Here is a 19,547-nt window from a genome sequence, read left to right as displayed (position 1 = left end):
TGTTGAATACGTCCGCGCCCACTTCCGCACCCAGTAGCTAAGGTTGCTCGGCTTCGGTTTCGTCACCTGGCCCCCGCTTCGGCGGGGGCTTTTTTCGTGTCAGCTTCACCTTATCGGGCAGCTCTTTGGGATCGGTCCCTATGAACCGCTCCAGTGCCTCACCAAATGGCATGTCCAGCCCCAAGGGCCGCTCGCGCTGGCCGGTCATGCGATCAGCGCCTTGTAGGTCAAGCGGCCATTGGTCTGCGACAGGAGCGCGTTCACGCGGTCGCCTTCGTCGATCGAGCGGAGATTGAAGCGCCACGTCATTTCGCCAAGGTAGGCGTTAATGTGCTTCGGCGAAAGCCAATGATGGGTGCCGACAATCTGGCGCTTGAACAGCGCCCACACGCTTTCGATGCCGTTCGTGTGAAGGCAGAAGTGGCGGACATATTCGCCCGCCGAATGATTGACGCGATGGTGGCTGTAATCGCGACCAAGGCCGACGAAAGAACCATGCTCGTCGGTCATCAGGGCCGAACCCGGCTCGACTTGGCTGCGAATGACGCTCTGCACATTGCGGGCCGACAGCGTGGGGGTGGTGCCGGTGCGAAGTTCACCGTCGCGCTCTAGGATGCCCAGCACCGCAATCTTGCCCTTGCCGCCCTGCTTGCCGCCGGTGCGCTGCCAAGCGTGCTTGTTCTTCTCTTTGCCGCCTATGAAAGTCTCGTCGGCCTCGACCTCGCCAGCTAGCGGGCGATTGAACGATTGGGTGCGGATCGCATGACGAAGGCGATGGGTGACGAACCACGCGCTCTTTTGCGTGATCCCCAAATCCTTCGCCAGCTGGGTGCTGGCGATGCCCTTCTTGTGGGACGTGATAAGCCAGATCGCCAGCATCCAAGTGCGGAGCGGCAATTTGCTATCCTCAAAGATGGTGCCGACACGGATGGAAAACCGCTTGCGGCAGTCGCCGCACTTGTGCGTTTTGCCGTCGGAGAAATGATAGACTTTGGTCGATTGGCAATGAGGACAGAACGCGCCGTTTTTCCACCGGATGCCGGTGAAATGGTCAATCGCCGCCTGTTCGTCGGGGATGGCTTGCATCATCTGGAGCAGGCTGTTGAAAGTCGTCGTCATCGCGGTTCTCCGTGTCGATGACGCTGTTATAGGTGTTTAATTGACCCAAGTCAATGGGTCACACAAGTATATAGGCCCCAAATTGAGCTCTCGCTCAAGAAGACCTGCTTCTTCTAGCGCGCCGTAGACGCTGCGAGCATCTGCCGTCGAAATGTCAAAGCTGCGCATTTCATGTGCGATCAAAGAAAGTATATACAGTTTCCAAAGAACGATAAACTCGCGTTCCGTTGCCGGAGGATCAGCAATAAGGTCTTTGAAAACGGTGGCACCCCTAGGGTTCTCACCGCTAACTATTAAAACACCTCGATCAAAAAGTGCATCCTTCCTCTTATCGAGAAGAAGATACAGCGCGCTTTTTCCAGCACCTTTTTCACCCCTGACAATGTCGATATCGCCACGCTCTATCCGATTCCATTGGTCTGTTTGAACGAAGTACTCTTGAAGCTTGGCAACTTCATCTTCGGCCACCTGCGAACCGAAAGACAAAGATTTCAATAAGTCTAGCCGCTCCAAGTCAAATCTCCAAAATCACCAGTGGCAGTAGTTAACGAAGGTTAGCCCGAACGAATGATCAGGACAAGAAGGCCAAACACTCCATGACACTTCCATGACACTCCCTGTCACAAACACGTCACACAGAACCCCCATTGGCGGCTCAGCGAGTCGCCCTCGGGGGTGGCGGCTTGGTTGGATAGCGACTCCCGACAGGATTTTTCCATGGCCAAGACATTTGCCCTTGCCATCGGCGCCGCGACCTGCGCGCTGGCGCTGTCCGCTTGTCAGGATCAGGCGGCATCGGGCGGCGGCGCGCGCGATTATATCAGCGCGGTCGGCTCCTCCACCGTCTATCCCTTTGCCACCGCGGCGGGCGAGAAATTCGCCGAGGCGACCGGCAACAAGGTGCCGAAGATCGACTCGACCGGCACCGGCGGCGGTTTCGAGCGCTTCTGCCAGGGCGTCGGCGGCGACACGCCCGATATCGCCAACGCCTCGCGCCGGATCAAGAAGAAGGAATTCGACAGCTGCGCCGCGAACGGCGTCAAGGACATCGTCGAAATCCAGATCGGCATCGACGGCATCGCGCTGGGCGAAGCGGCGCGCGGCCCCGGTTTCAAGCTGACCGAGGAAGACGTCTACAAGGCGCTCGCCGCCAATCCCTATGGCAAGCCGAACACTGCGAAGACGTGGAAGGACGTCAACCCCGCCCTCCCCGCGGTCGGCATCTCGGTCTTCGGTCCGCCGTCGACCAGCGGCACCTATGACGCGTTCAAAGAACTGATCATGGGCAAGGGCTGCGACGCCGACCCCGCGATGAAGGCGCTGAAGGACAGCGACAAGGACAAGCATGAAGCGGTCTGCACCGGCCTGCGCGGCGCGCCCTTCTATGTCGAGCAGGGCGAGAACGACAATTTGATCATCTCGAAGCTCGACAAGAACCCGAGCAGCCTGGGTATCTTCGGCTTTTCCTACCTTGATGCCAACAAGGACAAGATCAAGGCGGTGCCGGTGCAGGGCGTGTCGCCGACCTATGCGACGATCGCCGACGGCAGCTATCCCGGATCGCGGCCGTTGTTCATCTACGTCAAGAAGGCGCACGTCGGTGTGGTGCCCGGCCTGGCCGGGTATGTCGCCGAAATCCTGAAGGGCGGCGCCGAAGGCGGCTATCTGGCGCCAAAGGGGCTGATCGTGTCGCCGAAGGCGGTGGCGGATGCGGCCAACGCGGCGGCGAAGGCGATGACGCCGCTCGACGGGTCGGTGCTGAAATAAGCTTCTCCCCCGCCACCGATTTTCCCTGACCCCGTTCGTGTCGAGCGAAGTCGAGACACCCATCGAAGACGCGCAAGGCCGAGGGGCATCTCGACTTCGCTCGATGCGAACGGAACAAGATAGGCCGAAATTACTCCGTGACCTTCAACCCTGCTGCCCTTCTGCTCCTGATCCTCGGCCTTGCGCTGATCGGCTGGCTGGCCGGCCGCGCGCGTTCGGCGATGCTCGCGGGCCGCACGGGTGCGAAGCTGCATTCGCGCCCGCAATATCACGGCTGGTACGTCGCGCTGTGGCTGTTCGCGCCCGCCGCGATCTTCCTCGCCGTGTGGACAAGCGTCTCGCCGGCGCTGATCACCAACGAGGTGCTGACCAGCGAAGCGGCGAAGGACCTGCCCGCCTTCGGTTTCGAGCGCGGGGCGATCCTGTCCGACGCGCGGGGCGTCGCGCAGGGCAGGCAGGCTGCGGTGCGCCTCCCCGCCGCCGCGCCGCTGGTCCGGCCCTATGCCGAGGCGACGCGCGAATATGCGTGGATCGGCATCGCGGCGATGCTCGCGCTGGGGCTGGCGGGCGGGCTCTATGCCTTCACGCGCATCCGCCCCGATTTTCGCGCGCGGACGCGGGTCGAGCGGATCGTGATGGGGGTGCTGCTGCTCGCGTCGCTGGTCGCGATCCTCACCACCTTCGGCATCGTGCTGTCGCTATTGTTCGAATCGATCCGCTTCTTCCGCCTCGTTCCGGCGACCGAGCTGCTGTTCGGCACCAACTGGAACCCGCAGAGCGGCGCGCCGCAGCCCGGCACGTTCGGCGGCATTCCGCTGTTCTGGGGAACGGTGTTGATCGGGGCGATCATCGCGATGATCGTCGCGATCCCGATCGGCATGATGACCGCCGTCTACCTGACCCAATATGCCGCGCCGACGGTGCGCAAATGGGTGAAGCCGTGCCTCGAGATCCTCGCGGGGGTGCCGACCGTCGTCTATGGCTATTTCGCCGCGCTGACCGTCGCACCGGCATTGCGCGAGTTCGCGGTGATGCTCGGCATCCCCAACGCGTCGACCGAGAGCGCGCTCGCGGCGGGCATCGTGATGGGCGTGATGATCATCCCCTTCGTCTCGTCGATGGCCGACGACAGCATCAACGCGGTGCCGCAGGCGATGCGCGACGGCAGCCTCGCGCTGGGCGCGACGCCGAACGAGACGATCCGCCAGGTGTTGATCCCCGCCGCGCTGCCCGGCGTGATGGGCGGCATCCTGCTCGCCGTCAGCCGCGCGATCGGCGAGACGATGATCGTGGTGATGGCCGCCGGGCTGTCCGCCAACCTGACCGCCAACCCCTTCGCCAGCGTCACCACCGTGACCGCGCAGATCGTCAAGCTGCTCACCGGCGACCAGGAATTCGACAGCGCCAAGACGCTCGCCGCCTTCGCGCTCGGCCTCGTGCTGTTCCTCGTCACTTTGCTGCTCAACATCGTCGCGCTGCGCGTCGTCAAAAAGTATCGCGAAGCCTATGAATAGCGAGACCGCCCCCACCGACTGGAAAGGCCGGGCGATGCAGGCCCGCATCGCCAGGCGCTACGCCGCCGAGCGCCGCTTCAAGGCGCTCGGACTGGGCGCGGTGCTGCTTTCGGGCGCCTTCCTCGCCTTCCTGCTGATCGTCATGGTCGGCAATGGCGCGCGCGGCTTCACCTATACGCATGTCGCGGTGCCGGTCGATTTCCGGACGACGCCGCTGGCGATCGACCCCGCCCGCCTGTCCGATCCCGACGCCGATCAGGCGATCGCGGGCGCCGGCCTGTCCGACATCGTCGCCTTTGCCGCCGACGAGGCGCTGGGCGATGGCGGATCGGCGCTGATCAGCGAGAATGCCTGGAAAGAGGTCCGCAACGCGATCAAGGCCGACCCCGATCTCCTCAAGCGCCGGACGGTGTTCGAACTGCCCGCGTCGAGCGCCATCGACATTGCCGCCAAGGAGGACGCGAAGGGCGAACTGGGCGCGCGGGTCGATGCGCTTGAACGCGACGGACGGCTGTCGACCGGAATCCACTGGCCCTTCTTCCGCAACGCCGATGCCACCGATCCGGCGGTCGCGGGCATCTGGGGCGCGCTGAAAGGGTCGGTGCTGACGATCGTCATCGCCTTCCTGATCGCCTTTCCGACCGGGGTGCTCGCGGCGCTCTATCTCGAGGAATATGCGCCCAAGAACCGCTGGACCGACCTGATCGAAGTGTCGATCAACAATCTGGCCGCGGTGCCGTCGATCATCTTCGGCCTGCTCGCGCTCGCGGTGTTCATCAACTGGTTCGGGCTCTGCCAGGCGAGCGCGCTGGTCGGCGGGCTCACGCTGGCGCTGATGACGATGCCGGTGATCGTCATCGCCGCGCGCAACGCGATCAAGGCGGTGCCGCCGTCGATCCGCGACGCGGCGCTCGGCGTCGGCGCCAGCCCGGTGCAGGTGGTGTTCCACCACGTCCTGCCGCTCGCGCTGCCCGGTATCCTGACCGGCACGATCATCGGCATGGCGCGCGCGCTGGGCGAGACGGCGCCGCTGCTGCTGATCGGGATGCGCGCCTTCATCGGCGACGTGCCGAACGGCATCTGCGCCCCCTCGACCGTGCTGCCGATGCAGATTTTCCTCTGGTCGGACGAGGTCGACCGCGGTTTCGTCGAAAAGACCTCCGCCGCGATCATCGTGCTGCTCATCGTGCTACTGTCGATGAACGCGCTGGCCATCTATCTTCGCAACAAGTTCGAAAAACGCTGGTGATCATGACTCAAGACGATCTTATCATCGCCGACCCCAAGATGCGGGCAGAGGGCGTCGACGTCTTCTACGGCGAAAAGCAGGCCATCAAGGACGTGTCGATCGACGTCGGCACCGACCTCGTCACCGCCTTCATCGGTCCGTCGGGCTGCGGCAAGTCGACCTTCCTGCGCTCGCTCAACCGGATGAACGACACAGTCGCGAGCGCGCGCGTCACCGGACGCATCGAACTCGACGGCGAGGATATCTATGCGCCGTCGATGGACGTGGTGCAGCTTCGCGCGCGCGTCGGCATGGTGTTCCAGAAGCCGAACCCCTTCCCCAAGTCGATCTACGACAATGTCGCCTATGGCTCGCGCATCCACGGGCTCGCGGCGAACAAGGCCGACCTCGACGTCATCGTCGAGCGCGCGCTTACCCGCGCCGGGCTGTGGGACGAGGTCAAGGACCGGCTGAACGAAAGCGGTACCGCGCTGTCGGGCGGCCAGCAGCAGCGCCTGTGCATCGCACGCGCGATCGCGGTCGATCCCGAGGTGATCCTGATGGACGAGCCCTGCTCGGCGCTCGATCCGATCGCGACGGCGAAGATCGAGGAGCTGATCCACGAACTGCGCGGCAAATATGCGATCGTGATCGTCACCCACAATATGCAGCAGGCGGCGCGCGTGTCGCAGCGCACCGCCTTTTTCCACCTCGGGACGCTGGTCGAATATGGCAAGACCACCGACATCTTCACCAACCCGAAGCAGGAACGCACCAAGGATTATATTACCGGCCGCTATGGTTGAGCCATAGGCGCGAAAGGACAGCATGATGGCAATAGTCAACGATCATACCGTCAAGGCCTTCGACGAGGACCTCAACCGCCTGCGCGGGTTGATCAGCGAGATGGGCGGCCGCGCCGAACAGGCGCTGCTCCAGGCGATGACCGCGCTCAACATGGGCGACCTCGACCTCGCGGCGCAGGTCGTGCAGGGCGACAAGAAGATCGACGCGCTCGAAACCGAGGTCGAGCAACTGACCGTCCAGACGATCGCGCTACGCGCGCCGATGGCCGACGACTTGCGCGAGATGATCGCGGCGTTGAAAATCGTGTCGGTGGTCGAGCGGATCGGCGACTATGCGAAGAATATCGCCAAGCGCGTCGCGCTGATGGACCAGACCCGCTCGATCGAGGCCATTCCGCTGCTGATGTCGATGTCGTCGCTCGTCGTCGAACTGGTCCATGACGCGCTCGACAGCTTCGCTGCGCGCGATGCCGACCTCGCGGTGCGGGTGACGATCCGCGACAAGACGGTCGACGATTTCTACAACAGCATCTTCCGCGCGCTCGTCACCTTCATGATGGAAAATCCGAAGCATATCACCGAAAGCGCGCACCTGCTGTTCGTCGCCAAGAATCTGGAACGGATCGGCGATCACGCGACCAACATCGCCGAAATGGTCCATTATGTCGTGACCGGCGAGCGGATGGAGGAGCGCGAGCGCGGCGAGCAGCCCGAGGATGGCGCCGCGGAGCAGGAGCAAGGCTGATGCCGCAGCCCGACCTGCTGCTGATCGAGGATGACGAGGCGATCGCCGAACTGATCGTCTGGCATTTCGCGCGCGAAGGCTTTTCGGTGCGCCAGACCCCCGACGGCGAACAGGCGCTGATCCTGGTCGAGGAACGGGTGCCCGACATCGTGCTGCTCGACTGGATGATCGAGAGCCTGCCCGGCATCGAGGTATGCCGCCGGCTGCGCCGCAACCCCAAGTCGGCGAACGTGCCGATCATCATGCTCACCGCGCGCGGCGAGGAAGAGGACCGCATCCGCGGTCTCGAAACCGGCGCCGACGATTATGTGACCAAGCCTTTCAGCCCGCGCGAGTTGGTGGCGCGCGTCCAGGCGGTACTGCGTCGCCTGCGCCCGGCGCTGGCGGGCGAGATGCTGACCTATGCCGATATCGAACTCGATTCGGTCGCGCACAAGGTGGTGCGCGACGGGCGGCTGGTGAGCATGGGCCCCACCGAGTTCCGCCTGCTGCGCCATTTCATGGAGCATCCGGGCCGCGTCTTTTCACGCGGGCAGTTGCTCGACAGCGTGTGGGGGCAGGACAGCGACATCGAACTGCGCACGGTCGACGTCCATATCCGCCGGCTGCGCAAGGCGATCAACCTGCCCGGCACCGCCGATATCATCCGCACCGTGCGCTCGGCAGGCTATGCGCTGGATGCGGCGAATAGCGTATAGGGATCATGGAGTGGCTGCAGGGATAGACCGGAGTCCCCCATCGTCATCCCGGACTTGATCCGGGATCCATTTGCTCGACGCGGGTGTGAATGGAACCCGGATCAAGTCGGCCATTATCCCTTTCCGGCAAGCAACCGTTCCCCGGCGAAAGCCGGGGTCCATGCGGAGCAGCGCTGTGCCATCTGGACCCCGGCTTTCGCCGGGGAGCAGCTCCTGACTTGCCTGAAGGGTGTATATGCCGATCGAGTTCGGGATGACGGAATTTGGGGAACGCTCGCCGCCCCTTCAAAGCCGCCCGTCAGAAATCGATCTGCGTCCGCAGTCCGAACGTATCCGCCGAATAATCGCGGTCGCCCGCCGCCGTCGCGATGCGTGCGTCGTCGATCCACAGCCTGCCGTAGTTGGCGGTGATGCGGACATAGTCGATCGGTGCCCAGACCAGCCCGACCAGGGCCGCTCTCTGCCGTCCCCCGACAATGCCCGCATCATTGAGGTCGAGATGGTCGTACCGCGCGTTCACTTCGAACGCGCCGATCCCGCCCGCGGTGATCGGGCTGGACGGTTTCAGCCGGTCGAAGGCGCCGTCCTTGTAGGTCCGGCTCTCGCCCGTCAGCACCATACCGACCTCCGCATAGCCGCCGAAGAAGGTCGGATCGGGAAGCCCCGGCCGCCGCACCGTCTGCCAGAAGGTTTCGCCCGCGGCATGGAAAGGCCCCGACAACAGCGCCGCCTCCAGCCCCAGCCCGCGCTCGCCGGTCGCCGCGATCGCGCCGGTATCGACCAGCCGGACGTCGGTGGTGTGCGCGAACGGGCGCGCGCGATAACGGGTCGTCGTCGCGGAATCGTTGAAGTCGCGCCAATGCGCCGACCCGCCGAGATGAAGTTGCGTGTCGCCGAACTTCGGCATCCACACGGCGCGGCCGTCGACGCCGAAACTGTTGTTGGCATCGTCGAGCAGGTCGTTGGCATTGTCGCCGAAGACGCCCGCCTGCGCGAGGAACGCCTTACCCTTATACTGCGCCGACAGCCCCAGACGGCGCTCGAATCCGAATGCCTGGGTGAAGGCGGCGCGCTCCATGACGCTGGTGAACAGGTCGCTCGTCATCTCGTCGAGCGACCAGAAGGGCTTGATCTGCCCCGCCGTGACCGACAGCGGTCCCGGACCATAGGTCAGGTAGACGTCGGTCAGTTCCACCGAACCGTTCGCCAGGTCCGCCTCGATCCGATAGGAGAAACCGCCCGGAATCTTGCCGTCGACGCCCAGATAGACGCGGCGGAATTCGCTCCCGATACCGCCGCGGTTCCCGGTCGCGCCGGGCGTGTCGATGCCCGCGACGTCGATCTGCACCCGCCCGCGCGGCTTGAAGCTCCACCCGTCGGCATTGCCGATCTCGGGCGCGCCCTTCCACGTCGTCACCGGTGCGGCGGATGCCGCGGGGGCCGGTGCGGATGCGCGCGGCGCGCCCGGCGATCCCGCGTCCGCCGCATCGAGCCGCGCCTCCAGCCTCTCCACCTGCGTCCGCAACGCGGCAAGTTCCGCGCGGAGAGCCGAAGCCTCCTCGGCGGTCATGGCCTGGGCGTGCGCGGTTGCAGGCAGACAAAGCATCGTGGTCGCGAGCAGGGCCGCTGGACAGGCGAGGCGCATCGAAATCGCTCCATTGCGAAAGGGTGGCTATTCGGGGGCCGTATGACCGATAGATGACAGTTGCACGTCATTTGAATGACATTTCGATGAATATCGCCCTTGTGTCCTTCCCCCTTGCCAGCACGGCCCGAACGGCTAAGGACATCCCCGTTTTCTTCCGCAACGCTTCGCGGACGGCTCAATTCAGGAGATCATCATGGCGATCAAATTCGACGGACGTGTAGCCATCGTCACCGGCGCCGGCGGCGGACTGGGCCGCGCCTATGCGCTCGAACTCGCGCGGCGCGGCGCAAAGGTCGTCGTCAACGACCTCGGCGGCGCGCGCGACGGCACCGGCCATTCGGACGCCGCGTTGCAGGTGGTCGAGGAAATCCGCGCCGCCGGCGGAACCGCCATGTCGAACGGCGGCAGCGTCACCGAATATGAGCAGATGGTCGAAATGGTCGCCAAGGCGAAAGAAGAATGGGGCGGCGTCCACGTCCTGATCAACAACGCCGGCATCCTGCGCGACAAGAGCTTCGCGAAGATGACGATGGACGACTTCGACCTCGTCGTGAAGGTTCACCTGCTCGGCAGCGCCAACGTCACCAAGGCGTGCTGGGACATCATGCGCGACCAGGCCTATGGCCGCATCCTGATGACCGCCTCGTCGACCGGCCTCTACGGCAATTTCGGCCAGGCCAATTACGGCGCGGCGAAGCTCGGCCTGGCCGGCCTGACCAAGACGCTGCATCTCGAAGGCGCGAAATACAACGTCCGCTGCAACACGATCGCCCCGGTCGCGGGCACGCGCATGACCGAGGATATCTTCCCGCCCGAACTGTTCGAGAAGTTCACGCCCGAAAACGTCGTGCCCGCCGCGCTGTTCCTCGTCAGCGAGGACGCCCCGACCAACATGATCGTCGGCGCGGGCGCCGGGGCCTTCCATGCCGCCTATGTCACCGCCACGCCGGGCGTCGCGCTGCCCGAGGACGAGCGCACGCCCGAGGGCATCGCCGCGGCATGGGAGAAGATCATCGACCGCAACGGCGAAATCGTCCCGCAATCGGGCAGCGAGCAGTCGATGATCGTGATGAAGGCGTTGCAGGCGCTGGGCTGACGCGAAAAACCCTCCCTGTCGCATAGCGATGGGGAGGCCGCAGCGCTTCACCGTATTGACACACTAACACGCCCATGCGATAACCGTCGCGGGGCAAGGGGATCGGACGAAAAGGACGACCCCGATGTATAGTGAAAGCGACCTGCAAGCCGCGGTCGATGCGAAGGTGTTGACGCCGGAAGCCGTTCAGGCCTTTCGGTCGCATGTTGCATCGGTGCGCGACGCCCCCGGAGCGGACGAGGAATCCTTCCGTCTCATCACCGGATTCAACGATATTTTCGTCAGCATCGCGGCGGTCATCCTGCTCGTCGCGGTGGGCTGGATCGGCGAATCGATCCACACGGCGCTTGCGGGCGCCTTCGTCGCGGCGTCGGCGTGGCTGCTCGCCGAATATTTCACCCGGCATCGCCGGATGGCGCTCCCCAGCATCGTGCTCGTCCTCGCCTTTTCGGGCGGCGTCTGCGCGGCGATGCTCGGCTTCCTCTTCCGGCACGGCGAGGCGCTGTTCGGTCCGCGTCTCGGCGACACGGCCGGCGCCCTGCTGATCGGCGGCATCGCGCTCGTCACCGCGGCGGCGACCTGGCTGCACTGGAAGCGCTTCATGGTGCCGATCACCGTCGCCGCCGGCACCGCCGCGCTCGCCGCGACGGCGGTCGCGCTGATCCTGTCGGTCGTCGGCAGCTTCGGGTCGCCCGACCTGGTGATGGCGCTGGTGCTGGTCGCGGGGCTCGGCGTTTTCGCGCTCGCCATGTGGTGGGACCGCAGCGACCGCACGCGCACGACGCGCCGCAGCGACGTCGCCTTCTGGCTGCACCTGCTCGCGGCGCCGATGATCGCGCACCCGATCTTCCACCTGCTCGGCGTGACGCAGGGCGACGATATTTCCAGCGCCGCCGCGGTGATGGTCGTCGGCATCTATGTGCTGTTCGGGCTGATCGCGCTGGCGGTCGACCGCCGCGCGCTGCTCGTTTCGGCGCTCGCCTATGTGCTCTTCGCGCTGACCCAGCTTTTCCGCACCTTCGGCGCCGTCGAACTCAACGTCGCGCTGACCGCTTTCGTGATCGGATCGGCGCTGCTGCTGCTTTCCGCCTTCTGGCAGAACGCCCGCGCGGTGATCGTCGCGATGCTGCCCGCCGGGCTGGCGGAACAGCTTCCCGCTACGATCCGCCCACAACCAGCTTCATAAGCTTGCGCTCGACGGGGGCGAGCACATTCGTCAGCTCGTCCCCGCGCTTCAGCACCGCCCCGCCCTCGGACACCAGCGCCCACATGCCCTGGCGGCTCCGCAAGGCGGGGCGTTTCTCTATGCGATATTCGGGACGCTCGGCGCTGCGGCGAAAGGCGGAGAAGATCGCGACGTCGTGATGGAAGTCCATCGCATAGTCGCGCCACTTCCCGGCCGCGACCATGCGGCCGTAGAGATCGAGGATGCGGGTCAGTTCGTGCCGGTCGAACCCCGTCTGCCGCGGAGCGGCGCGACCGGCGAAGGGGAGCGGCGTGACCGTCCCCATCAGGCGCTTTTCCGACCTCCCTTGCGCCGCGGCGCATTGTCCTCGGCCCCGTCGGCATCGCGTTCCGCGATCAACGCGGCGAGCTGCTTCTGAAGCTGGTCGAGCTGGCACTGGAGCAGCTCGATCTTCTGCGTCGCCGGATCGAAGGTTTCGCTGCACGGCGTGCCATAGGGCACGAACTCGCGCGCATATTCGGTCGCATCGACCAGCGTCGAGCGCGCCGGAATGCCGACCATCACCGCACCTTCGGGCACGTCCCTGGTCACCACGGCGTTGGCGCCGACGCGCGCGCGGGCGTTGACGACGACCGGCCCCAATATCTGCGCGCCCGATCCGACGATGACATCGTCGCACAGCGTCGGGTGCCGCTTGCCGCCGATGCCGTTGGCGGGATCGGTGCCGCCCAGCGTCACGTCCTGATAGATGGAGACATTGTCGCCGATCTCCGCCGTTTCGCCGATGACGACGCCAAAGCCGTGATCGATGAACAGATGGCGGCCGATCGTCGCGCCCGGGTGGATGTCGATCCCGGTCAGCCAGCGTGCCAGATGATTGACGAAGCGGGCGAGGAAGAACAGGTCGGCCTCGAACAGCCAGTGCGCGATGCGGTGCATGCCGACCGCGAGCAAGCCCGGATAGAGCAGGATTTCCCAGCGGGTCCGTGGCGCGGGGTCGCGCGCCTTGATCGAATCCAGATAGGCGACGAGCCCGTTGAACATCGCATTTTTCCCCTGCGACCCTGTCTTGTTCGCGGCAAGATAGAGGTTCGGCGGGCGCATTTCCACCCCCGGCGCCGCACTTTCGTCAGCGGCCCAGAAGCCCGATCCGGAAAAGCAGCAGTTCCTCGCGGCGCCAGCGGCGCTCGCCCCCATGCGCGGCGATCGCCCCAGCCCAGCGATCAAGCATCAGCAGCGCGCGATGACCGACGGCGGCCCGCGACGGTCGCGGACGGTCGCGGGCATCGGCGAACAGCCGGTGCGCCGCCTCCGCTTCGCCCTGCAATGTCGCTGCCCAGACGAGGCCCCAGCGCTCACCGCCGCCGCCGCCCGACAGAGCGAAAAGCGCCGTGCCGAAGTCGCACGCGGCCGCGCTCCGTACCGCACCATCGTCGGCAAGCAGCAGCGCCTCGGCGGCATCGGGAAGCGCGCCAAGCCCGGCCTTCCCCGCCCAGTCCGTCTGCAGTTCGGCGAGCAGCGGCTCGCCCTTCGGCAGCGCGGTCGGGTCGTTTTCGAGCGTCGCCATCATGTCGCGCCACCAGGCGAGCTTGATCTGCGCGATCAGCGGCTCGCGCGCATCGCGGACCAACTTGCCCAGCCGCTCGGCCAGCGCCCACAGCGCCGTCATCGCGGCGCGGCGGTCGCGCGGCACGGCGACCATGACGCGCGGATCGCGCAGGTCGGGGTAGAGGCTTACCTCGGATTCGTCGTCGCCGGTCATGTGCGGCGCGCTATCATTTCAAAGCCGTCATTGCGACCTCGACACACTCATCGCTTGCCGCCCGACCGTCGCCCCGCCTCCGCGCGGGCGACGGTCATGGCAAAGATGCGGTCAACCGCGGTTGCACGCGGCCTTCACCGCCGCGATCACGCGCGGCGTGTCGACCAGCGCCGCCTTTTCGAGATTGGCAGCATAGGGCAGCGGCACATCCTCGTCGGTCACACGCATCACGGGCGCATCGAGATCGTCGAACCCCTGCTCCATCGCGACCATCGCCAGTTCGCTGGCGATCGAGCAGGTCGGCCAGCCTTCCTCGACGACGACCATGCGGTTCGTCTTCTTCAGGCTGGCGAGCACCGTCGCGGTGTCGAGCGGGCGCAGCGTGCGCAGGTCGATGACCTCTGCGTCGATGCCCTCGCCCGCCAGCGCCTCGGCCGCCTCGAGCGCGAGCCCGACACCGATCGAATAGCTGACGATCGTGACGTCGCTGCCTTCGCGCATGATCCGCGCCTTGCCGATCGGCAGCACATAATCCTCGACATCGGGAACCTCGAAGCTGCGGCCATAGAGCAGCTCGTTCTCGAGGAAGACCACCGGGTCCTCGCTGCGGATCGCGGCCTTGAGCAGACCCTTGGCATCGGCCGCGTCATAGGGCGCGATCACGATCAGGCCGGGGACGCTCGCATACCACGGGGCATAATTCTGGCTGTGCTGCGCCGCGACGCGCGATGCGGCGCCGTTGGGGCCGCGGAACACGATCGGACAGCGCATCTGTCCGCCCGACATGTAATTGGTCTTTGCCGCCGAGTTGATGATGTGGTCGATCGCCTGCATCGCGAAGTTGAAGGTCATGAACTCGATGATCGGACGCAGCCCGCCCATCGCCGCGCCGGTGCCCAGCCCGGCAAAGCCATATTCGGTGATCGGCGTATCGACGACGCGCCGCGCCCCGAACTCGTCGAGCAGCCCCTGCGTGACCTTGTAGGCGCCCTGATATTCGGCGACCTCCTCGCCCATCACGAAGATGCGATCGTCGGCGCGCATTTCCTCGGCCATAGCATCGCGCAGCGCCTCGCGGACGGTGAGCTTGACCATCGCGGTGCCGGCGGGAATATCGGGGTCCGCGACCTGCGCCTTCGCCTTGACGGCAAGCTGATCGGTGCCCGATTCGGCCTTCTTCGGCGCCTCCTCGCTCTCGCTCTTCGCCTCGGCCGCCGTCGGCGCCTGTTCCGCGGGAGCGGGGGCGGGGGCAGGCGCAGTTGCCGTAGCGGCCTCCTCCCCCTCGCCCGCGATCAGCGCGATCACCGTGCCGACCTTCACATTGTCGGTGCCTTCGGGGATCAGGATCTGCGCGACCGTGCCTTCGTCGACCGCTTCATATTCCATCGTCGCCTTGTCGGTCTCGATCTCGGCGAGGATATCGCCCGACTTCACTTCGTCGCCTTCCTTGACGAGCCATTTGGCGAGCGTGCCTTCTTCCATCGTCGGCGACAGCGCCGGCATCTTCAGTTCGATCGCCATCTCAATATTGCTCCACCAGCACATCGGTATAAAGGTCGGAAAGCTCCGGTTCCGGCGCGCTTTCGGCGAAGTCTGCGGCCTCGTTCACGACCTGGCGGATTTCCTTGTCGATCTCCTTGATCTTTTCCTCGCCGATCCCGGCATCGAGCATCAGCTTCTTCAGCCCCTCGATCGCGTCCGACTTGTCGCGCACCGCCTGCACCTCTTCGCGGCTGCGGTATTTGGCGGGGTCGGACATCGAGTGGCCGCGATAGCGATAGGTCTTGAGTTCGAGCAGGATCGGTCCCTTGCCCGCGCGCACCCATTCGAGCGCCGCCTCGGCCGCGCCGCGCACCGCGAGCACGTCCATGCCGTCGATCTGCATGCCGGGAATGCGGAAGCTCTCGCCGCGGCGATAGAGCTGATCCTCGGCCGACGAGCGGTTGACTGACGTGCCCATCGCATACTGGTTGTTCTCGATCACGAAGATGATCGGCAGCTTCCACAGCTCGGCCATGTTGAAGCTTTCGTACACCTGACCCTGGTTCGCGGCGCCGTCGCCGAAATAGGCCATGGCGACGCCGCCGTCGCCGCGATATTTGTGCGCGAAGGCAAGACCGGTACCGAGCGCGACCTGCGCGCCGACGATGCCGTGACCGCCATAGAATTTATGCTCGACGCTGAACATGTGCATCGAACCGCCCTTGCCGCGCGAAATGCCCGCGGCGCGGCCGGTCAGTTCGGCCATGATCACCTTGGGATCGATGCCATAGGCGAGCATGTGGCCATGGTCGCGATAGCCGGTGATGACGCTGTCCTTGTCGCCGTCGAGCGCCGATTGCAGGCCGACCGCGACGGCCTCCTGCCCGATATAGAGGTGACAGAAGCCGCCGATCAGGCCGAGGCCGTAGAGCTGGCCGGCCTTCTCCTCGAAACGCCGGATGAGCAGCATCTCGCGATAGAATGTCTCGAGTTCCTCCGGTGTCGCCTCATAGGGGGCGGGATCGCGCGGTGTTTCGCGGTTGGATGTGGGGGCTGGGGTGGATGCAGTTTTTTTTGGCGCGGCAGTCTTGCGCGCAGGTGCTTTGGCCAAGGCGGTTTCCTTTGCGTTTAGCCGTTACGGCAAGGCCTCCTATAGGACTGCCCAGCCATGATTGGCAACGCCCGCTTCGGGCCGCCCGATATGCCTTTCCGGGTTTTTCCGTCCCGTCGGGACGTCTAGGTCTGTGACCTAGGGCTTTTCCGATCCGTCCATCGGAATGATCACCTCGTCCTGGTGATTGACGCCCAGTTTCTCGCGCACATATTCGTCCGCCAGATCGGGGTCGACGCGCCGGCGATCGAGCAGGTTGACGCGGTTCTGCAGTTCGTTCTGCTTCTTGGCCAGTTCGCTCAGCACGACGCGCTTCTTCTCGACCGACTGGCTGTAGTCGCCCCAGGCGTAGAGCCCGGTCGGACCGAAGATGATATAGCCGATCATCGCCAGCACCGCGATCAGCGCCACGGCGGGACCGACGGCCCGGCTCATCGACTTGCGGAATTTGTGGCGCTGCGTCATTCGGGCGTTGAATCACAAGTGATTCCAGACGTCAAGCGGCATGATGCGATCCTCCTCCGCCTTCGGACGAAACAGGCGGGAACCGGGCTTGCGCGGGGCAAAAGCCTGTGGGAAGACGCCCGAAATGAGCAGCCATCACGATGATCGCGTCCGCGAACAGTTCGGCCCGACCGCCCGGTCCTATGTCACCAGCGCCGTGCATGCGACGGGGGACGATCTTGCGCGGATCGCCGCGCGCGCCGCGGCGTTGCGTCCGCGGCGCGCGCTCGACCTCGGTTGCGGCGGAGGCCATGTCGCCTATGCGATCGCGCCGCACGCGGGTGCCGTCACGGCGTGCGACCTGTCGTCCGACATGCTCGCGGCGGTCGAGGCCGAAGCCGCGCGGCGGCAGATCGGCAATATCGAGACGATCGTCGCCTCGGCCGAAGCCCTGCCCCTTCCCGACGGCGGCTTCGACTTCCTCGCCTGCCGCTTTTCGGCCCATCACTGGCGCGACGCCGAGGCGGGGCTGCGCGAAGCGCGGCGCGTGCTGGCGCGCGGGGCCCCGGCCCTGTTCATCGACATCGTGTCCCCCGGCGAAGCCGCCCGCGACACGCATCTTCAGTCGGTCGAGCTATTGCGCGATACGTCGCATGTCCGCGATTATTCCCAGGCCGAATGGACCGCGATGCTGGCGCGCGCCGGCTTCTCGGTCGGCGCCGTCGTCACGGCGCGGCTGCGAATGGATTTCGCCGACTGGACCGCGCGCATGCGAACGCCGCCCGTCCAGGTCGAAGCGATCCGCGCGTTGCAGGCGGCGGCGAGCGATACGGTCGCGCGCCATTATGCGATCGAGGCCGACGGCTCCTTCACGATCGACATGGCGCTGTTCGAAGCCGCGTAGCTCAACCGAAGATCGACGCACCCGGATAGCGCGCCATATCGCCCAGTTCCTCCTCGATGCGGATGAGCTGGTTGTATTTGGCGAGCCGGTCGGACCGCGCGAGGCTGCCGGTCTTGATCTGGCCGCAGTTGGTCGCGACGGCGAGATCAGCGATCGTCGCATCCTCGGTCTCGCCCGAACGGTGCGACATCACCGCCGTGTAGCGCGCGCGATGCGCCATATCGACCGCGTCGAGCGTCTCCGACAGCGTGCCGATCTGGTTGACCTTGACGAGCAGCGAATTGGCGAGCCCACTCTTGATCCCCTCTTCGAGGCGCGCCGGGTTGGTGACGAACAGGTCGTCGCCGACGAGCTGGCACCGGTCGCCAATCAGATCGGTCAGCGCCTTCCAGCCGGTGAAATCATCCTCGCTCATCCCGTCCTCGATCGACTTGATCGGGTAATCCCTGACCAGCGCGGCGAGATAATCGGCCATTTGTTCGGGGGTCAGCGACAGGCTTTCGCCACTGATCTCATATTTGCCGCCCTTGAAGAATTCGGTCGCGGCGCAATCGAGCGCCAACACGACGTCGCTGCCCAGCTTGAACCCGGCCTGCTCGACCGACGCGGCGATGAAGTCGAGCGCGTCGCGCGTCGAGGCGAGGTTCGGGGCAAAGCCGCCCTCGTCGCCAACCGCGGTCGCGAGCCCCTTTTGCGCGAGCCCCTTCTTCAGCGTGTGGAAGATTTCGCTGCCCCAGCGCACGGCATCGGCGATGCTGCCCGCGCCGACCGGCATGATCATGAATTCCTGCACGTCGATCGGATTGTCGGCATGCTCGCCGCCGTTGATGATGTTCATCATCGGCACCGGCAGGGTACGCGCCGACACGCCGCCGACATAGCGGTAGAGCGGCAGGCCGCGCGCATCGGCCGCGGCCTTCGCGGCGGCCAGGCTGACGCCCAGGATCGCATTGGCGCCGAGGCGACGCTTGTTCGGCGTGCCGTCGAGGTCGATCATCGCCATGTCGAGTTCGCGCTGGTCCTCGGCATCGAGGCCGATCAGCGCCTCGGCGATCTCGCCGTTCACCGCCGCGACGGCCTTGGTCACGCCCTTGCCCAGATAGCGCGCCTTGTCGCCGTCGCGCAGTTCGACCGCCTCGTGCGCGCCGGTCGAGGCGCCCGAGGGCACCGCGGCGCGGCCGAAGCTGCCGTCCTCCAGCAGCACATCGACTTCGACGGTGGGATTGCCGCGGCTGTCGAGGATTTCGCGGCCGTGGATGTCGATGATCGCGGTCATGGGTCGGGTCCTGTTGAAAAGGCCATCGCTGGCCGGATGAGGAAGGCGCCCGCCTGTTATCGACGCCGCGCCGGCAAGGCAACCGGTGCCGCGGGAATTTTCGCGGGAAATTCGCGGCGCTATGGAACCATTCGGCGCGCCTTGCTATATAATGGGGACAGGATCATCGACGGCACGGCAGGCGTGGCGTTCGACACAGATGAAGAGGATGACGTGATGGCCAAAGCCGCTACTCCCGCGACGAAAAAGGCTGCTCCCCGCGCCAAGGCACCGGCAAAGGCCGGTGCGACCAAGGCTGCCCCGGCTCGCAATCCCGCGACCGTGAAGGCGGCGAAGGACCATCCGATCCGCGATCAGCTTGCCGCGACGCGCGACACGATCAAGACCGAAGCCGGCAAGAAGGCCGCCTCGCTGAAGGACGAAGCGACGACGCTCGCCAACCAGGCATCGACGAAGGCCCGCGACGCGGCAGCCAAGGGCAAGGACAAGGCCGCCGAAGCCGTCGGCAGCCTCGCCAAGATGCTCGAGGACAGCGCCGGTACCGTCGACAGCAAGTTCGGCAAGCAATATGGCGACTATGCTCGCTCGGCCGCCTCGACCGTCGCGGGCCTCGCCTCGACGCTCGACCAGAAGGACCTCGACGAACTCGCTGCTTCGACGCGCGATTTCGTCAAGAAGAGCCCGGCGGTCGCTGTCGGCGCCGCGGCGGTGATCGGTTTCGTTCTCGCCCGGATGCTGAAGGGCTCGAACAACGGCTGATC

General features: G+C 65.4%; 21 protein-coding genes. 10 read left to right on the top strand and 11 right to left on the bottom strand.

Features of this window, described 5'->3' with window-relative positions:
• Window positions 1-37 precede the first annotated feature (37 nt).
• The 3 genes from C3E99_RS19685 to C3E99_RS19680 are packed head-to-tail and all read right to left on the bottom strand — an operon-like array spanning window position 38 to window position 1,632.
• The gene (locus C3E99_RS19685; protein ID WP_156878228.1) at window positions 38-208 is read right to left on the bottom strand and encodes a hypothetical protein; all 171 of its coding nucleotides are present in this window, start codon (window positions 206-208) and stop codon (window positions 38-40) included.
• Window positions 205-1,119 (bottom strand): IS1595 family transposase, encoded by a 915-nt coding sequence (locus C3E99_RS06805; protein ID WP_104959575.1) that lies wholly within the window; start codon window positions 1,117-1,119, stop codon window positions 205-207. The genes C3E99_RS19685 and C3E99_RS06805 overlap by 4 nt, the downstream gene beginning before the upstream one ends.
• 36 nt (window positions 1,120-1,155) lie before the next feature.
• Window positions 1,156-1,632 carry a P-loop ATPase, Sll1717 family gene (locus C3E99_RS19680; protein ID WP_158682168.1) on the bottom strand — a complete coding sequence of 159 codons (477 nt, stop codon included), beginning with the start codon at window positions 1,630-1,632 and terminating at the stop codon, window positions 1,156-1,158.
• 204 nt (window positions 1,633-1,836) lie between these two features.
• Between C3E99_RS19680 and C3E99_RS06800 the strand changes: the two genes are divergently transcribed.
• The 6 genes from C3E99_RS06800 (at window position 1,837) to phoB (ending at window position 7,877) form a co-directional block, all read left to right on the top strand.
• Entirely contained in the window at window positions 1,837-2,886 is a 1,050-nt protein-coding gene (locus tag C3E99_RS06800; RefSeq protein ID WP_076075584.1) for a substrate-binding domain-containing protein, read from the top strand.
• A gap of 137 nt (window positions 2,887-3,023) precedes the next feature.
• On the top strand, window positions 3,024-4,400 hold the full coding sequence (pstC, locus tag C3E99_RS06795) for a phosphate ABC transporter permease subunit PstC (protein WP_076075586.1): 1,377 nt from the start codon (window positions 3,024-3,026) through the stop codon (window positions 4,398-4,400).
• Window positions 4,393-5,649 carry a phosphate ABC transporter permease PstA gene (gene pstA / locus C3E99_RS06790; protein ID WP_076075589.1) on the top strand — a complete coding sequence of 419 codons (1,257 nt, stop codon included), beginning with the start codon at window positions 4,393-4,395 and terminating at the stop codon, window positions 5,647-5,649. The genes pstC and pstA overlap by 8 nt, the downstream gene beginning before the upstream one ends.
• 2 nt (window positions 5,650-5,651) lie before the next feature.
• Window positions 5,652-6,434: a phosphate ABC transporter ATP-binding protein PstB gene (pstB, locus tag C3E99_RS06785; protein WP_067110142.1), complete on the top strand. Its 783-nt coding sequence runs from the start codon at window positions 5,652-5,654 to the stop codon at window positions 6,432-6,434.
• Between the two features lie 25 nt (window positions 6,435-6,459).
• Entirely contained in the window at window positions 6,460-7,179 is a 720-nt protein-coding gene (gene phoU, locus C3E99_RS06780) for a phosphate signaling complex protein PhoU (protein WP_076077882.1), read from the top strand.
• Window positions 7,179-7,877, top strand: coding sequence for a phosphate regulon transcriptional regulator PhoB (gene phoB / locus C3E99_RS06775; RefSeq protein ID WP_067183957.1), 699 nt, complete (start codon window positions 7,179-7,181; stop codon window positions 7,875-7,877). Before phoU ends, phoB begins: the two co-directional genes overlap by 1 nt.
• 298 nt (window positions 7,878-8,175) lie before the next feature.
• Here phoB and C3E99_RS06770 read toward each other — a convergent pair whose 3' ends face one another.
• Complete coding sequence (locus tag C3E99_RS06770; RefSeq protein ID WP_104959574.1) at window positions 8,176-9,522, bottom strand: OprO/OprP family phosphate-selective porin; 1,347 nt, start codon at window positions 9,520-9,522, stop codon at window positions 8,176-8,178.
• A gap of 196 nt (window positions 9,523-9,718) precedes the next feature.
• Between C3E99_RS06770 and C3E99_RS06765 the strand changes: the two genes are divergently transcribed.
• On the top strand, window positions 9,719-10,621 hold the full coding sequence (locus C3E99_RS06765) for an SDR family oxidoreductase (RefSeq protein ID WP_067107670.1): 903 nt from the start codon (window positions 9,719-9,721) through the stop codon (window positions 10,619-10,621).
• 124 nt (window positions 10,622-10,745) lie between these two features.
• The gene (locus C3E99_RS06760; protein WP_076075594.1) at window positions 10,746-11,807 is read left to right on the top strand and encodes a hypothetical protein; all 1,062 of its coding nucleotides are present in this window, start codon (window positions 10,746-10,748) and stop codon (window positions 11,805-11,807) included.
• Here C3E99_RS06760 and C3E99_RS06755 read toward each other — a convergent pair.
• From C3E99_RS06755 to C3E99_RS06730, 6 genes are all read right to left on the bottom strand, one after another.
• Window positions 11,779-12,132 carry a DUF2794 domain-containing protein gene (locus tag C3E99_RS06755; RefSeq protein ID WP_076075597.1) on the bottom strand — a complete coding sequence of 118 codons (354 nt, stop codon included), beginning with the start codon at window positions 12,130-12,132 and terminating at the stop codon, window positions 11,779-11,781. The genes C3E99_RS06760 and C3E99_RS06755 overlap by 29 nt on opposite strands.
• Window positions 12,132-12,851 (bottom strand): serine O-acetyltransferase EpsC, encoded by a 720-nt coding sequence (epsC, locus tag C3E99_RS06750; protein ID WP_067107799.1) that lies wholly within the window; start codon window positions 12,849-12,851, stop codon window positions 12,132-12,134. Before epsC ends, C3E99_RS06755 begins: the two co-directional genes overlap by 1 nt.
• 85 nt (window positions 12,852-12,936) lie before the next feature.
• Window positions 12,937-13,569 carry a hypothetical protein gene (locus C3E99_RS06745; protein WP_067183968.1) on the bottom strand — a complete coding sequence of 211 codons (633 nt, stop codon included), beginning with the start codon at window positions 13,567-13,569 and terminating at the stop codon, window positions 12,937-12,939.
• Between the two features lie 111 nt (window positions 13,570-13,680).
• Window positions 13,681-15,090, bottom strand: a complete 1,410-nt coding sequence (locus C3E99_RS06740; RefSeq protein WP_104959573.1) for a pyruvate dehydrogenase complex E1 component subunit beta — start codon at window positions 15,088-15,090, stop codon at window positions 13,681-13,683.
• 1 nt (window position 15,091) lies between these two features.
• Complete coding sequence (pdhA, locus tag C3E99_RS06735; RefSeq protein ID WP_067107687.1) at window positions 15,092-16,162, bottom strand: pyruvate dehydrogenase (acetyl-transferring) E1 component subunit alpha; 1,071 nt, start codon at window positions 16,160-16,162, stop codon at window positions 15,092-15,094.
• A 138-nt stretch (window positions 16,163-16,300) separates the two neighbouring features.
• Window positions 16,301-16,627 (bottom strand): FtsB family cell division protein, encoded by a 327-nt coding sequence (locus C3E99_RS06730; RefSeq protein ID WP_067107690.1) that lies wholly within the window; start codon window positions 16,625-16,627, stop codon window positions 16,301-16,303.
• A gap of 124 nt (window positions 16,628-16,751) precedes the next feature.
• On the opposite strand from C3E99_RS06730, the gene C3E99_RS06725 reads away from it, so the two are divergent.
• Window positions 16,752-17,510, top strand: a complete 759-nt coding sequence (locus C3E99_RS06725) for a class I SAM-dependent methyltransferase (protein ID WP_076075601.1) — start codon at window positions 16,752-16,754, stop codon at window positions 17,508-17,510.
• A gap of 1 nt (window position 17,511) precedes the next feature.
• Here C3E99_RS06725 and eno read toward each other — a convergent pair whose 3' ends face one another.
• A complete protein-coding gene (gene eno, locus C3E99_RS06720) occupies window positions 17,512-18,786 on the bottom strand; it encodes a phosphopyruvate hydratase (RefSeq protein ID WP_076075604.1) in 1,275 nt (424 codons plus the stop codon).
• Between the two features lie 216 nt (window positions 18,787-19,002).
• Here eno and C3E99_RS06715 point away from each other — a divergent pair, with 216 nt between their 5' ends.
• On the top strand, window positions 19,003-19,545 hold the full coding sequence (locus C3E99_RS06715; RefSeq protein WP_076077885.1) for a hypothetical protein: 543 nt from the start codon (window positions 19,003-19,005) through the stop codon (window positions 19,543-19,545).
• Window positions 19,546-19,547 lie beyond the last annotated feature (2 nt).

Origin of the sequence: Sphingopyxis sp. MG (genome assembly GCF_002953155.1) — a bacterium.
Classification (GTDB): Bacteria; Pseudomonadota; Alphaproteobacteria; order Sphingomonadales; family Sphingomonadaceae; genus Sphingopyxis; species Sphingopyxis granuli.
This window is presented reverse-complemented; position numbering and strand designations above follow the sequence as displayed.

What these genes read in the sequence shown, in the direction of transcription:
- C3E99_RS06745 (WP_067183968.1), bottom strand. Translation starts at nt 13,569, where the DNA reads ATGACCGGCGACGACGAATCCGAGGTAAGCCTCTACCCCGACCTGCGC.
- C3E99_RS06725 (WP_076075601.1), top strand. Translation starts at nt 16,752, where the DNA reads ATGAGCAGCCATCACGATGATCGCGTCCGCGAACAGTTCGGCCCGACC.
- C3E99_RS06755 (WP_076075597.1), bottom strand. Translation starts at nt 12,132, where the DNA reads ATGGGGACGGTCACGCCGCTCCCCTTCGCCGGTCGCGCCGCTCCGCGG.
- C3E99_RS06800 (WP_076075584.1), top strand. Translation starts at nt 1,837, where the DNA reads ATGGCCAAGACATTTGCCCTTGCCATCGGCGCCGCGACCTGCGCGCTG.
- C3E99_RS06740 (WP_104959573.1), bottom strand. Translation starts at nt 15,090, where the DNA reads ATGGCGATCGAACTGAAGATGCCGGCGCTGTCGCCGACGATGGAAGAA.
- C3E99_RS06805 (WP_104959575.1), bottom strand. Translation starts at nt 1,119, where the DNA reads ATGACGACGACTTTCAACAGCCTGCTCCAGATGATGCAAGCCATCCCC.
- C3E99_RS06730 (WP_067107690.1), bottom strand. Translation starts at nt 16,627, where the DNA reads ATGACGCAGCGCCACAAATTCCGCAAGTCGATGAGCCGGGCCGTCGGT.
- C3E99_RS19685 (WP_156878228.1), bottom strand. Translation starts at nt 208, where the DNA reads ATGACCGGCCAGCGCGAGCGGCCCTTGGGGCTGGACATGCCATTTGGT.
- C3E99_RS06770 (WP_104959574.1), bottom strand. Translation starts at nt 9,522, where the DNA reads ATGCGCCTCGCCTGTCCAGCGGCCCTGCTCGCGACCACGATGCTTTGT.
- eno (WP_076075604.1), bottom strand. Translation starts at nt 18,786, where the DNA reads ATGACCGCGATCATCGACATCCACGGCCGCGAAATCCTCGACAGCCGC.
- phoB (WP_067183957.1), top strand. Translation starts at nt 7,179, where the DNA reads ATGCCGCAGCCCGACCTGCTGCTGATCGAGGATGACGAGGCGATCGCC.
- C3E99_RS06715 (WP_076077885.1), top strand. Translation starts at nt 19,003, where the DNA reads ATGGCCAAAGCCGCTACTCCCGCGACGAAAAAGGCTGCTCCCCGCGCC.
- pstA (WP_076075589.1), top strand. Translation starts at nt 4,393, where the DNA reads ATGAATAGCGAGACCGCCCCCACCGACTGGAAAGGCCGGGCGATGCAG.
- pstB (WP_067110142.1), top strand. Translation starts at nt 5,652, where the DNA reads ATGACTCAAGACGATCTTATCATCGCCGACCCCAAGATGCGGGCAGAG.
- C3E99_RS06760 (WP_076075594.1), top strand. Translation starts at nt 10,746, where the DNA reads ATGTATAGTGAAAGCGACCTGCAAGCCGCGGTCGATGCGAAGGTGTTG.
- epsC (WP_067107799.1), bottom strand. Translation starts at nt 12,851, where the DNA reads ATGTTCAACGGGCTCGTCGCCTATCTGGATTCGATCAAGGCGCGCGAC.
- phoU (WP_076077882.1), top strand. Translation starts at nt 6,460, where the DNA reads ATGGCAATAGTCAACGATCATACCGTCAAGGCCTTCGACGAGGACCTC.
- C3E99_RS06765 (WP_067107670.1), top strand. Translation starts at nt 9,719, where the DNA reads ATGGCGATCAAATTCGACGGACGTGTAGCCATCGTCACCGGCGCCGGC.